Here is a 12477-nt window from a genome sequence, read left to right on the forward strand (position 1 = left end):
CACATCGGCGTTACCGGTAGTTTCGTGCGAGGAAATCCAGCAGCAGGGCGCTGACCCGTGCGCCGCATTCGGCCTGCAGCCAGTGGCCTGCTCCGGCCAGGTCGTGGCGTTCCAGGTGCGGCACCTTGTCGCCCATGCGTTTCAGCGTTGGCGCCTCGAAGCGTCCGACGGGGTCGTTCTCGCCGAGCAAGAACAGCGTCGGCTGCTCCACCTGAAGCCCGGCCAGATGCTCGGTGCGCTGCCAGTTGCGCTCGAAGTTGCGGTACCAGTTCAGCGCGCCGCGAAAGCCGTGGCGCTCGAATGTGCGCAGGTAGTGGGCGAACATCGCTTCGCTGCACCAGGCCGGCAGTGACAGGTCATCCGGCATGCCGTCGAACAGCCTCGCATCGGCCGGTTTGTCCGTCGCCAGCAGGGCATCGCCGAGGCCGCCAAGCAGCAGACGCAGGCTGCGGCCGATGTCGTCGTCCAGTTCGGCCTCGGCCACGCCCGGCTGCTGGAAGTAGAGGATGTAGTGGAAACGCCCGGCGTAGGCCTCGCGCATCATCTCGATGGCCGGGCGTTTGGGCCGGCCGCCGAAGGGCACCGACAGCGCGCCGAGCACCTTGACCCGCTCGGGCTCCAGCAACGCCAGGTGCCAGGCCACCGGTGCGCCCCAGTCGTGGCCGACCACCGCCACCTTGTGCTGACCGAGCATATCCATCGCCGCCTGGATATCGCCGCACAGGGTGAGCAGGTCATAGGCCGCCGGATCGGCCGGCGCGCTGCTGGCGCCATAGCCACGCATCTCCGGGGCGAAAACCCGGTAGCTGGCGCTGGCCAGCGCCTCGATCTGCGGATGCCAGGCGTACCAGCACTCGGGAAAGCCATGCAGCAGCCACACCGGCTTGCCGTGCTCGGGGCCGGCGCTGTACAGGCTGAGTTCGATGCCGTTGACGGCGAGCAGGCTATGGTCGATATGCATGGCGATGTCCTTACCAGGTGTCGATGAAGGGACGTTTCTTGCCGTCGCGCCGGGGCGGACGCGGCGCCGCATTGAGCCCGCGCAGCAGCCAGGCGCGGCTGTCGGCCGGGTCGATCACGGCGTCGATCTCAAGATAGCTGGCCATGTTCAGCGCCTTGCCGTTGTCGTAGGCCTTGGCCACCAGCTTGTCGAACAGCGCCTGGCGCGCGGCGTCGTCCGGCTGGGCTGCCAGTTCCTTGGTGAAGCCCAGGCGCACTGCACCTTCCAGGCCCATGGCACCGAACTCGCCACTGGGCCAGGCAGCGGTGAACAGCGGCGAGTGGAAGCTGCCGGCCGCCATGGCCTGGGCGCCGAGGCCGTAGCCCTTGCGCAGCACCAGGGTGAAGAACGGCACTGTGAGGCTGGCGGCGGTGACGAACAGGCGCGAGACGTGGCGCACCGTGGCCTGCTTCTCCGCGTCCGGGCCGACCATGAAACCGGGGGTGTCGCACAGCGAGACGATGGGCAGGTCATGCGCCTCGCACAGTTGCAGGAAGCGCGCGGCCTTGTCGCCGGCCACGGCATCGATGGCGCCACCCAGGTGCGCGGGGTTGTTGGCGATCAGCCCGAACGGTTTGCCCTCGATGCGGATCAACGCGGTGATCAGGCCGGGGGCGAACTGCCTGCGCAGCTCCAGCACGCTGCCGTGATCGGCCAGCAGCTCGATCACCTGGCGGATGTCGTACACGCGTAGGCGATTTTCCGGGATCACATGGCGCAGCTCTCGGGTGTCGCTGCACTGCCAGTCGCTCAGCGGGCCCTGGAAATAGCCCAGGTACTGCTTGGCCACGGCGACTGCTGCGGCTTCGTCTTCCACCAGCACATCGATCACCCCGTTGGGGCCTTGCACGCTGGTCGGGCCGACCTGCTCGGGGGTGAAGCTGCCGAGGCCGCCGCCTTCGATCATCGCCGGGCCGGCCATACCGATGCTGGCGTTACGAGTGGCGATGATCACGTCACAGCAACCGAGCAGCGCGGCGTTGCCGGCGAAGCAGCGGCCAGAGACCACACCCACCGTCGGCACCAGACCGGAGAGTTTGGCCATGGCGACGAAGGTGTGGCAGTCCAACCCGGCCACGCCGACGAAATCGGTATCCCCCGGTCGACCGCCGCCGCCCTCGGCGAACAGCACCACCGGCAGGCGCCATTGCTCGGCCAGGGCCAGCATGCGGTCGGTCTTCTTGTGGTTCATCACGCCCTGGGTGCCGGCGAATACCGTGTAGTCGTAGGCGATGGCCATGCAGCGCGCGGCCTCGGCGCCGAAGCTCGCGGCGTTCACCGTGCCGATACCGGCGACCAAGCCATCGGCCGGGCTCAGTTCCAGCAGTTCTTCGGGCGAACGCCGGCGGCGCTGGGCGGCCAGGGCCATGGCGCCGTATTCGATAAAACTGTCTGCATCGAGCAAGTCCGCGAGGTTTTCCCGCACCGTGCGCTGGCCGGTCTTGCGCCTTTTCGCCACGGCTTCGGGGCGGCGCGCATCGGCCAGCCGAGCATGGCGCTCGAGCACTTCGGCCAGATCGGCGCGGATATACGCCAGGTCGACTGCCTGCTCGCCGTGGGCGTCGAGGCCATCCACCTCGGCCGGTTCCAGAAATGCCAGTGCCTGGCCCTCACCGATGGCGTCACCGGGGGCCACGGCCAGAGCACGAACGATGCCGCTGCGCTCGGCCTTGACCTCGAACTCCATATTCATCGCTTCCAGCACGGCGATGCGCTGGCCGGTGGCTACGGCATCGCCCTCGGCTACCTCCAGGCTGACCAGCACGCCGGCGCTGGGAGCATTCAGGGCCAAGGTGCCGGGTGGTGCATCAATGGTGGCCTTTGCGTTGGGCAGCTCGACATCAGTGGCGAAGTAACGATGCGGGTGGGCTTGCTCGCGCGCTGCCAGCAATTCGCTCAGATGCCGTTCGACGTAGGTGGTATCGACCTGGTTGGCGATCACCTCGTTGCGCTGCAGCAGGTTCTGCAGCAGGTGCAGATTGCTCGCCACACCGTCGAGGCGAAACTCGCACAGCCCCCGATAGGCGCGGCGCAGGGCGCTGGGGTAGTCGCTGGCGCTGGCGATCAGCTTGGCGATCAGTGAATCGTAGGCCGGGCTGACGGCGTAGCCGGCATAACCGCAGCCATCTACACGTAGGCCAGTGCCGGAGGGTGGTTGGTAGGCCGCGAGCACGCCGCTGGCCGGGCGCGCCGTACCGTCGGCGAGCAGGCTTTCCAGATTCAGGCGCACCTGCACGGCATAGCCGTTGGTCGCGGGCGGTGTGAGCAGGTTCAGCTCGGCCAGGCTTTTGCCGGCGGCCAGGTGCAGTTGCGTGTGCAGCAGGTCGACGCCGGTGACCTGCTCGGTGACGGTGTGCTCCACCTGCACGCGCGGGTTGGCTTCCATGAAGTAGAAGCTTCCCGGCTGGTCGAGGTCGAGGAGGAATTCGAAGGTGCCGATACCCTGGTAGCGCACCTCGGCGGACAGGCGCAGGGCGCTGGCTATGATCGCGTCACGGGTGGCCATATCCAGGCCAGGGCTGGGGGCGATCTCCACCAGCTTCTGGTGGCGGCGTTGCAGGCTGCAGTCGCGCTCCCACAGGTGGCTGACCGTGCCGCTACCGTCACCGAGCACCTGCACTTCGATATGTCGGGCGCGGCGCACGCGCTTTTCCACGTACAGCGCGTCACTGCCGAAGGCGCCCTGGGCTTCGGAGGTGCAGCGGGCGAAGGCCTCGGCCAGTCGCGCCGGCTTGTCCACCGCGCGCATGCCGCGCCCGCCGCCACCAGCCAGGGCCTTGAGCATCACGCTGCCGTGTTCGGCGAGAAAGGCGGCAGCCTGATCCAGCGTTACCGCCTGGTTGATGCCGGGCACCAGCGGCACGTTGCAGCGTTCGGCGAGGTCACGGGCGGCGGCCTTGTCGCCGAACAGTTGCAGTGTCTCGGGCGTGGGGCCGACGAAGGTCAGCCCAGCGGCCTGGCAACGGCGAGCGAACTCGGCGTTCTCGGCGAGAAAACCGTAGCCGGGGTGGACGGCCGTGCAGCCCTGTTCATGGGCGATGGCAATGAGCTGATCCATATCCAGATACGCCGCGACACCGCGACCGACCAGCGCCATGGCCAGGTCGGCCTTGCGCGTGTGCAGACAGGCGCTGTCGTCTTCGGCGTAAACCGCAACGCTGCGGATGCCGAGGTCGGCGCAGGCCTGGGCAATGCGAATGGCGATCTCGCCACGGTTGGCGATCAGCAGGGCGGGGAAGGGCATGGCGGCTCCAGGCGTCTTGTCATTATCGAGCCCATCTTAGGTGGCTGGACGCGCGGGTAAAGCAAGCCTTATGCGGCGATCATGCGGTCATAGATGACAATGATGGAGTGGGGCGGCCATCGCGGCTGAAGCCGCTCCCACAAGAGCGGCCTAGCTGCATCGCCTAGGTTTTTAGAGGTGCCCCAGCCGATTCAGCGCAACGAGGCGATGGCCTGTGCGACCTGCATGTCGCTGCTATCTGCACCTGGATGGTCATGGCGGTACTGATGGAACGCCCCTTCCAGCCGTGCGCCGCGAATATCGCCCGCTGAGGCGACATAGACCAGGGCATCGTCACGGGCGCTCTGGTAGGCGCGCAGCGAGTTGCTGGTGGAGGCGCTGATGCCGGCGGTACCGAGGCTGCTTCCCACGGTGAAGTGGTCGCTGGAGTTGCCTTGCCCGTCCATGCCCCAGGCCTGGCTGGCGCTGAGCAGGACGAGCAGAGCAACGGCTCGCTTCATGCGTCGCTCAGCTGCGCCGCTCGACGATGTAGCGGGCCAGCTCGCGCAGCGGTTCGGCGCTGTTGCCGAACGGGCGCAGCACGTGCAGGGCCTGGTCGCGCAGTTCCAAAGCGTAGTCCTTGGCAGCGTCGAGGCCGAGCAGGGCGGGGTAGGTGGGCTTGTCGTGGGCTTCGTCCTTGCCCTGGGTCTTGCCCAGGGTGGCGGTATCGCTTTCCACGTCGAGGATGTCGTCCTGCACCTGAAAGGCCAGGCCGATGGCGCGGGCGTATTGCAGCAGGGCCTTGAGTGCCAGTTCGTCAGTGCTGCCGCTGGCCAGGGCACCGAGCGCCACGCTGGCCTCGATCAAGGCGCCGGTCTTGTGCCGGTGCATGACTTCCAGCGCCTGCTGGTCGAGTTGCAGGCCCACCGAGCCAAGGTCGATGGCCTGGCCGCCGACCATACCGGCCGGGCCTGCAGCCTGGCTCAGCAGTTCGATCATCTGCAGGCGCGTCTCGGCATCCTGCGGGTTGCGTCGGCGGTCGGCGAGTACGCCGAATGCCAGGCTTTGCAGGGCGTCGCCGGCAAGGATTGCACTGGCTTCATCGAAGGCCTTGTGCGTGGTCGGCTGGCCACGGCGCAGGTCGTCGTCGTCCATCGCCGGCAGGTCGTCATGCACCAGCGAATAGGCGTGAATCAGCTCCACCGCGCAGGCCGCGCCATCGGCACGTTCGAGATCACCTTCGAGAGTTTCGCAGGCGGCGTAGACCAGTAGCGGACGTACGCGCTTGCCGCCATTCATGACGCTGTAGCGCATGGCCTGGTAGAGCCGTTCGAGTTCTGTGCGCGGTGCTTGGAACAGCTGTTCCAGAGCGGTATCGACGCGGGTCTGGCAGCGCTTCTGGTACGCCGCGATCATGCAGGCTCGTCCGTATCGAAGGGGGCGGGCTGCAACTCGCCATCACGCTCCAGCAGGATCTGCACCTTCTGCTCAGCCTGAGCCAGCGCGGCCTGGCACTCACGAGTCAGGCCGATGCCCTGCTCGAAGGCGGTCAGGGAGTCTTCCAGCGACAGCTCGCCGCTCTCCAGGCGCTCGACCAGAGTCTGCAACTCGGCAAGGGAGTGTTCGAAGTCGGGAGCGGCTTTCTTGCGGGCCATGGTGCGGGTTCTCGCTGATTCTGGAACGGGCGCGACACTAGCAGAGCCGCGCCACTCGGGCAAATCAGCGGGCCCGGGAACGTGCTTCGGGGTTGGGCTCCGCGTAGGGTGCGCTGTGTGCACCAACAAGACCGCGATGGTGCGCACGGCGCACCCTACGGCCTATCCTAGATAGGTGCTCCAGAAGTAGTACAGCGTCATCGTGCTGCCGACCAGAATGACGAAGCTGCGCAGCAACGCAGGTGGTAGTTTCTCGCCCAGTGCGCCGCCGGCATAACCGCCGATGGTGGCGCCGGTAAGCAGGATGGCCAGCTCATACCAGCTGACCCGGCCGGCGATGACGAAGGTCAGCGTGGCGATGCTGTAGATGACTGCCGAGATCAGATTCTTCAGGGCGTTGGCGCGTGCCAGCGGGTGGCCTTCGATGGAGAACGCGGCGAGCTGCAAAATGCCCATGCCGGCGCCGAAGTAGCCACCATAGATCGACACGCTGATATGCGCGCCCAGCGACAGTGGCGTATGCGGTGGGTGTGCGGATGCCTTGTTCTTGCGCCGCTCGGCCAGCCAGCGTCCCAGCCATGGGCTGGCAGCAAACAGTGCAGTAGCGGCCAACAACAGCCACGGGATCAACACGCGGAACACATCGTCGCCTCCGGCCAGCAGCAACAGACCGCCGAGCAGGCCGCCGGCCAGGCCGGCCAATAGCAGTGGAAGCAGATAACGACCCAGCGGCCGCAGCGAGGCGCGCGCTGCCCACGCACCAGCCAGGCTGGCCGGCCACAGGGCCACGGCGTTGGTGGCATTGGCCGTTACCGGTGGCAGGCCGGCGGCGAGCAGGGCTGGGAAGGAAAAGAAGGTGCCGCCACCAGCCAGGGCGTTCATGCCCCCAGCGGCGAAACCGGCGAGGGCCAGCAGCAGTAGATCAAACAGAGACATCGGCAGGCTCGCACAAAAAAGGTGCAGCATAGAGCTGACCCTTCGGTCAGCCAAGTGCGACTAAAGTGACGAACCTGCCAATTGTCGTCTGTGCCAGGCCTATGCTTTGCGGCATCATCGCAGCACCTGTATTCGGTACCCGCGATGAACATCGACACCCGTATCAAATTCCGTCATCTGCTGTGCTTTCTCGAGATCGCTCGCCAGCGCAGTTTCGCCAAGGCGGCCGATGCCCTGGCGGTCAGCCAGCCGGCGATTTCCAAGACGCTCAAGGAGCTGGAGGAAATCCTCGAGGCCAGTCTGTTCGAGCGGGGCAAGAGCGGGGTGAGTCTGACCGCTGCCGGGATGGCCTTCATGCGTTACGCCGGCCCCTGCGTGCAGGCGCTGCGTGATGGCGTGAACAGCCTGCGCGAAGGTGAGCACGAGGCCGGGCAGGTGCGCGTGGGCGTGCTGTCTACCGTCGAGAGCCTGCTGATTCCCGAGGTGGTCGGGCGCCTGCACCAGCGTCATGCGGCGCTGGTGGTCAGCGTCGCCACCGGGCCTGGTGCCTATCTCTTGAGTCAGTTACGCGTCGGCGAGCTGGATCTGGTGATCGGCCGCATGACCGACAGCCCGGACATCCAGGGCCTGACTTTCGAGCACCTGTACAGTGAGTCGATGACTCTGGTGGTGCGCCCAGATCATCCGTTGCTGGCTGCCGGTGAGGAGGCGCTGGGGCGGTTGGGTGATTACCCACTGGTATTGCCGACGACCGGCACCACCATCCGCAAGCATGCCGACAGCCTGTTCGTGCAATGCGGAGTGACGCCTTCGCGGCAGCGTCTGGAAACCCTCTCGCCGGCCTTGAGTCGGCGCTACGTGCTGTGCAGCGATGCGCTGTGGGTGGCACCGCAGGACGCCGTATGCCTGGACGTGCGACGCGGCGAGCTGGTCGAGTTGCAACTGCCGGTGCGTGAGCCTGGTGGCTCGGTGGGCATCTGTCGTAACAGTGCGCTGGGTCTGTCATTGGCGGGAGAGCGCTTCTGCGATGTGCTGCGCGAGGTGGCACAGGCCTACCGCGAGGGCGCTTTTCCATAACCATTTGGTTATGTTTTGACGGCGTCTTTTCAATGTTCATCTAGGCAGGTTTGGCCGAGACTGCGCCAACTCCCCGGGGAACGTGCACCCTGGGAAAACTCCACAATAGCCATAACAGGAGTGCACCATGCCTGCCGAGGACAACCGCCGCTTTGCCATTCGCGACCGCAACTGGCATCCGAAAGCCTTCACCCCCGATTACAAGACTTCCATCGCCCGTTCACCGCGCCAGGCGCTGGTGAGCATCCCGCAATCGATTTCCGAAACCACCGGTCCGGACTTCTCGCACCTGAAGTTCGCCGAGCACGACAACGACCTGCTGCTCAACTTCAACAACGGTGGGTTGCCCATCGGTGAGCGCATCATCGTCTCCGGCCGGGTGATGGATCAGTACGGCAAGCCGATCCCGCATACCCTTGTGGAAATGTGGCAGGCCAACGCAGGCGGCCGCTACCGGCACAAGAACGACCGCTACCTGGCGCCGCTCGACCCCAACTTCGGCGGTGTCGGCCGCGCGTTGACCGACAGCGAAGGCCGTTACATCTTCCGCACCATCAAGCCCGGCCCCTATCCGTGGCGCAACAATCCCAACGACTGGCGCCCGGCGCATATCCACTTTTCGCTCAATGGCCCATCGATCTCCACGCGCCTGATCACCCAGCTGTATTTCGAGGGTGACCCGTTGATTCCGCTGTGCCCGATCGTCAAGGCGATCGCCAACCCGGACGCGGTGCAGACGTTGATCGCCAAGCTGGATATGAGCACGGCCAATCCGATGGATTGCCTGGCCTACCGCTTCGACATCGTGCTGCGTGGCCAGCGAAAAACCCATTTCGAGAACAAGTAAGGAGGGATGACCATGAGTGTTGAGCTGCTGCCGGAAACCCCTTCGCAAACCGCCGGCCCCTACGTGCATATCGGCCTGGCCCTGGCCGCCGCCGGCAACCCGACGCGCGAGCAGGAAATCTGGAATCAGATGGCCAGGCCCGAGGCGCCGGGCGAGCACATCGTGCTGGTCGGCCACGTCTACGACGGCAACGGCCACCTGGTGCGCGATGCCTTCCTCGAGCTGTGGCAAGCCGACCACCAGGGCCAGTACGACGAGGATTACGACCAGAGCAAGGCCTTCAATGGCTTTGGCCGCACTGCCGCCACCTTCGATGCTGGCAGCGAATGGTTCGCTTACACGGTCAAGCCGGGTGTGGTGAAAAACGCCGCCGGGGTGCCGATGGCGCCGCATATCAACGTCGCGCTGTTCGCTCGGGGCATCAACATCCACCTCAATACTCGCCTGTATTTCGAGGATGAGGCCGAAGCCAACGCCAAGGACCCGGTGCTCAACCTGATCGAGCAGCCGCAGCGCCGTGAGACGCTGATCGCCAAACGTTGCGAAGTGGAGGGCAAGACCGCCTACCGTTTCGATATCCGTATCCAGGGGGACGGCGAGACAGTGTTCTTTGACTTCTGACCCGGTGGCGCCCGCCGAGGCGGTGCGCCGTCACTTCGACCGCGAGCTGGCGGCCCGGGGCTTTCGCGCCGACCCCGCCCAGCAGCGGGCCATCGCCCAACTTGCCGACTGGCTGGGCGCGCAGCTGGCGCCCAAGCGGCGCTGGCGGCGTCCGGCTGCGGGTTTCTACCTGCGGGGCGGTGTCGGACGCGGCAAGAGCTTCGTCATGGATTGCCTGTTCGCCGCCGCGCCCGTGGCGAACAAGCGCCGAGTGCACGTGCACGGTTTTCTCCAGGAGCTGCAACAGCGCCTGAACGCCTACAGCGGCCAGCCCGAGCCGCTGGCCCGGATCGCCACCGACCTGGCCGGGGAAGCGCGCCTGCTGTGCTTCGATGAGTTCCATGTGCACGACATCGGCGACGCCATTCTCCTCGGGCGCCTGCTCGAATGCCTGCTGCGTGAAGGAGTGGCGTTGGTGTTCACGTCCAATTTCGCACCGGCCGGGCTGTGCCCGAACCCGCTCCATCATGTACGCTTCAGACCGTTCATCGCGTTGCTGCAGCGCCATTGCCAGGTACTCGAACTGGATGCCGGCGAAGACTATCGCCAGCACACCCGGCACGATTGGGGGCGCTTCATCCAGGCGCCTGCCGAACGGGCCGACAGCCTGTTGTGCCGCGCCTTGCAGATCGTGGCGGGCGAGGGCGGCGAGCTGCAACTGAACCGCCGCTCGTTCGCCCTGCGGGGGCGAAGCGGGCAGGGGATCTGGCTGGATTTTTCGGCGCTGTTCGAGGTGCCGTCATCGACCGCGGATTACCTGTGGTTGTGCGAACATCTCGCTTGCGTCGCCGTCAGTAACGTTCCACCGCTGCATCGGCTGTCACTGGATGTGCAGCAGCGGGTGATCAACTTCATCGACGTTGCCTACGACAGTGGGGTGGTCCTGCTGCTCGCCAGCGAGTCGAGCCTGGAGCAGGTGTGCGCCGATATCGGCGCCAGCGATTTCAGCCGCACCCGCAGCCGTTTGCAGCAACTGTCCAGCTCTGTGGAGAACTGCGTCGCGTGTTAGCCGTACTCAGCATCACCGCACCGATTTTCATCCTGATCGGTCTGGGTTTCGTGTCGGTACGGGGTGGTCTGGTCAACCGCGAACAACTGCGCGGCATGGGCACCTTCGTCATCACCTTCGCCTTGCCTGCCCTGGTGTTCAACGCCCTGGCCAAGCGGCCGCTGAGCGAGGTGCTCAACGTGCCGTACATGGGCGCCTATGCCCTGGGCTCGCTGACGATCTTCGCCATCGGTTTTGCCGTGGCCTTCTGGTTGCGCCGGCAGGGCGTGTCGCGCAGCGCGATCATGGCCCTGGGCGTGTCGGTGTCCAACAGCGGTTTCGTCGGTTACCCGATCGCGCTCACGGTGCTGGGCGAGCAGGCCGCCGTGGCGCTGGCCCTGGGCATGCTGGTGGAGAACCTGCTGATGATCCCCCTGGCGCTGATGCTTGCCGAGAGCGGACAGCAGCAGGCGCAGTCGAAGTGGGCGGTGCTGGGTGAAACCCTCAAGCGCCTGCTGAAGCACCCGATCATCGTCGGTATCAGTCTGGGCCTGGCGGTCTCGTTGCTGGGGATCGACCTGCCGACCCTGCTGAGCCGGCCCATCGACATGCTGGCCAGTGCCTCGGCGCCGGTGGCGCTGTTCGTGATCGGCGGCACCCTGTACGGCATGAAGGCCAATGGCGTGTGGCGCGAGGTGGCGCAAATCAGCCTGGCCAAACTGCTGTTGCACCCGCTGGCGGTGTTCACCGCACTGATGCTGATGCCGGGCATCGAGCCGCACATGCTGGTGGCCGGGGTGCTGTTCGCCAGTGCGCCGATGCTGAGCATCTACCCGATCATGGGGCAGCGCTTCGGCCTCGAGGAGCGTTGTGCGGCGGCGCTGGTCGGGGCGACCGTGCTGGCGTTCTTCACCATCAGTGCGCTGATCGGCTTCATCGAATTCCGCGGGCTGCTCGCGTAAGCAGTGGCTAGCCCCGCCCGCACCCTGAGGGGTACCTGACCGTGATGGCCGGGGCTGGGCGGCGGCAAGGGTATTGAGCCTCGTAGCCCGGATGAAATCCGGGAATGACTGACACGATGGCCGCGGATTGTATCCGGGCTACAGAAGTGTCGTTCGCTGTATCGCTCAGCGTATTTGCGATTACCGCACGACGGTTCGATAATCGCCAGGTGCTGTTCATCGCCGTTTCGGAGTCATCATGAGCGAAACCCGTCCGCCGCTTACCAGTCTTGCTCCGCCGCCCTACGTATCGCCGGCCAAGCGTATCGAGGAGTTCGCTGGCGACCCCAACTTTATGACTTCCCTGGCCCGTGGCCTGGCGGTGATCAACGCCTTCCAGGAGCGCAAACGCCATCTGACCATCGCGCAGATCAGCCACCGCACCGAGATTCCTCGTGCTGCCGTGCGCCGCTGTCTCTACAGCCTGATGAAGCTGGGCTACGTCACCACCGACGGGCGCACCTATTCGCTGCTACCCAAGGTCCTCACCCTGGGCCACGCCTACCTGTCCTCGACGCCGTTGGCGGTATCCGCGCAGCCGTTTCTCGACCGCCTCAGCGAACAACTGCACGAGGCCTGCAACCTGGCCACGTTGGAAGGCGAGCAGGTGCTCTACATCGCGCGCTCGGCCATCCCGCAACGGCTGATCTCGGTGGACCTGAGCGTCGGCAGCCGCCTGCCGGCCTACTGCACGTCGATGGGCCGCATCCTGCTCGCCGCGCTGGATGACGATCAGTTGCAGGACTACCTGGCCCACGCCGAGATGCAGCCCAAGACCAGCCGTACCCTGCACACCCCCGACGCGCTGTGGGAGTGCCTGCAGCGCGTGCGGCACCAGGGCTGGTGCATCGTCGATCAGGAGCTGGAGCAGGGCCTGCGTTCGCTGGCGGTGCCGGTGTACGACTCCGCCGGCCACGTGCTGGCAGCGATGAACATCAGCACCCACGCTGCTCGCGTTCCGGCCGCCGAGCTGGAAAAACGCTACCTGCCGCTGATGCTGTCGGCCAGCCGAGAGTTGAGCGGGCAGTTGTTCCGCGCGGTGTAAACGTTCGAAGGTGTTCGATAATCGCCCGATATGGCGATTATCGGA

12 protein-coding genes are annotated in these 12477 nt (G+C 65.8%); 6 read left to right on the forward strand and 6 right to left on the reverse strand.

The features are described from left to right. Positions 1 to 10 precede the first annotated feature (10 nt). The 6 genes from RTH74_RS16700 to RTH74_RS16725 all read right to left on the reverse strand — a co-directional run bounded on the left by RTH74_RS16700 (position 11) and on the right by RTH74_RS16725 (position 6814). Positions 11 to 961, reverse strand: coding sequence for an alpha/beta hydrolase (locus RTH74_RS16700; RefSeq protein ID WP_316915384.1), 951 nt, complete (start codon positions 959 to 961; stop codon positions 11 to 13). A gap of 10 nt (positions 962 to 971) precedes the next feature. After that, positions 972 to 4244: a carboxyl transferase domain-containing protein gene (locus RTH74_RS16705; protein WP_316915385.1), complete on the reverse strand. Its 3273-nt coding sequence runs from the start codon at positions 4242 to 4244 to the stop codon at positions 972 to 974. 191 nt (positions 4245 to 4435) lie between these two features. After that, on the reverse strand, positions 4436 to 4744 hold the full coding sequence (locus tag RTH74_RS16710; protein ID WP_316915386.1) for a DUF2388 domain-containing protein: 309 nt from the start codon (positions 4742 to 4744) through the stop codon (positions 4436 to 4438). Between the two features lie 7 nt (positions 4745 to 4751). Further along, a complete protein-coding gene (gene ispA / locus RTH74_RS16715) occupies positions 4752 to 5639 on the reverse strand; it encodes a (2E,6E)-farnesyl diphosphate synthase (protein WP_064494999.1) in 888 nt (295 codons plus the stop codon). After that, entirely contained in the window at positions 5636 to 5878 is a 243-nt protein-coding gene (locus RTH74_RS16720; protein ID WP_003463176.1) for an exodeoxyribonuclease VII small subunit, read from the reverse strand. The genes ispA and RTH74_RS16720 overlap by 4 nt, the downstream gene beginning before the upstream one ends. A gap of 162 nt (positions 5879 to 6040) precedes the next feature. Then, entirely contained in the window at positions 6041 to 6814 is a 774-nt protein-coding gene (locus RTH74_RS16725; RefSeq protein ID WP_316915387.1) for a sulfite exporter TauE/SafE family protein, read from the reverse strand. A 144-nt stretch (positions 6815 to 6958) separates the two neighbouring features. Here RTH74_RS16725 and pcaQ point away from each other — a divergent pair, with 144 nt between their 5' ends. The 6 genes from pcaQ (at position 6959) to RTH74_RS16755 (ending at position 12432) form a co-directional block, all read left to right on the forward strand. After that, positions 6959 to 7891: a pca operon transcription factor PcaQ gene (gene pcaQ / locus RTH74_RS16730; RefSeq protein WP_316915388.1), complete on the forward strand. Its 933-nt coding sequence runs from the start codon at positions 6959 to 6961 to the stop codon at positions 7889 to 7891. 127 nt (positions 7892 to 8018) lie between these two features. Beyond that, positions 8019 to 8738 carry a protocatechuate 3,4-dioxygenase subunit beta gene (gene pcaH, locus RTH74_RS16735; RefSeq protein WP_106733434.1) on the forward strand — a complete coding sequence of 240 codons (720 nt, stop codon included), beginning with the start codon at positions 8019 to 8021 and terminating at the stop codon, positions 8736 to 8738. Positions 8739 to 8750: 12 nt separating this feature from the next. Then, positions 8751 to 9359: a protocatechuate 3,4-dioxygenase subunit alpha gene (gene pcaG, locus RTH74_RS16740; RefSeq protein WP_316915389.1), complete on the forward strand. Its 609-nt coding sequence runs from the start codon at positions 8751 to 8753 to the stop codon at positions 9357 to 9359. Between the two features lie 4 nt (positions 9360 to 9363). Continuing rightward, on the forward strand, positions 9364 to 10407 hold the full coding sequence (gene zapE / locus RTH74_RS16745; protein ID WP_316915599.1) for a cell division protein ZapE: 1044 nt from the start codon (positions 9364 to 9366) through the stop codon (positions 10405 to 10407). Next, complete coding sequence (locus RTH74_RS16750) at positions 10401 to 11348, forward strand: AEC family transporter (RefSeq protein ID WP_099526310.1); 948 nt, start codon at positions 10401 to 10403, stop codon at positions 11346 to 11348. The genes zapE and RTH74_RS16750 overlap by 7 nt, the downstream gene beginning before the upstream one ends. A gap of 238 nt (positions 11349 to 11586) precedes the next feature. After that, positions 11587 to 12432 carry an IclR family transcriptional regulator gene (locus RTH74_RS16755; protein ID WP_099526311.1) on the forward strand — a complete coding sequence of 282 codons (846 nt, stop codon included), beginning with the start codon at positions 11587 to 11589 and terminating at the stop codon, positions 12430 to 12432. Positions 12433 to 12477 lie beyond the last annotated feature (45 nt).

Source organism: Pseudomonas sp. zfem001, assembly GCF_032621725.1.
GTDB lineage: Bacteria > Pseudomonadota > Gammaproteobacteria > Pseudomonadales > Pseudomonadaceae > Aquipseudomonas > Aquipseudomonas sediminis.

What these genes read in the sequence shown, in the direction of transcription:
- RTH74_RS16700 (WP_316915384.1), bottom strand. Translation starts at nt 961, where the DNA reads ATGCATATCGACCATAGCCTGCTCGCCGTCAACGGCATCGAACTCAGC.
- RTH74_RS16705 (WP_316915385.1), bottom strand. Translation starts at nt 4,244, where the DNA reads ATGCCCTTCCCCGCCCTGCTGATCGCCAACCGTGGCGAGATCGCCATT.
- RTH74_RS16710 (WP_316915386.1), bottom strand. Translation starts at nt 4,744, where the DNA reads ATGAAGCGAGCCGTTGCTCTGCTCGTCCTGCTCAGCGCCAGCCAGGCC.
- ispA (WP_064494999.1), bottom strand. Translation starts at nt 5,639, where the DNA reads ATGATCGCGGCGTACCAGAAGCGCTGCCAGACCCGCGTCGATACCGCT.
- RTH74_RS16720 (WP_003463176.1), bottom strand. Translation starts at nt 5,878, where the DNA reads ATGGCCCGCAAGAAAGCCGCTCCCGACTTCGAACACTCCCTTGCCGAG.
- RTH74_RS16725 (WP_316915387.1), bottom strand. Translation starts at nt 6,814, where the DNA reads ATGTCTCTGTTTGATCTACTGCTGCTGGCCCTCGCCGGTTTCGCCGCT.
- pcaQ (WP_316915388.1), top strand. Translation starts at nt 6,959, where the DNA reads ATGAACATCGACACCCGTATCAAATTCCGTCATCTGCTGTGCTTTCTC.
- pcaH (WP_106733434.1), top strand. Translation starts at nt 8,019, where the DNA reads ATGCCTGCCGAGGACAACCGCCGCTTTGCCATTCGCGACCGCAACTGG.
- pcaG (WP_316915389.1), top strand. Translation starts at nt 8,751, where the DNA reads ATGAGTGTTGAGCTGCTGCCGGAAACCCCTTCGCAAACCGCCGGCCCC.
- RTH74_RS16755 (WP_099526311.1), top strand. Translation starts at nt 11,587, where the DNA reads ATGAGCGAAACCCGTCCGCCGCTTACCAGTCTTGCTCCGCCGCCCTAC.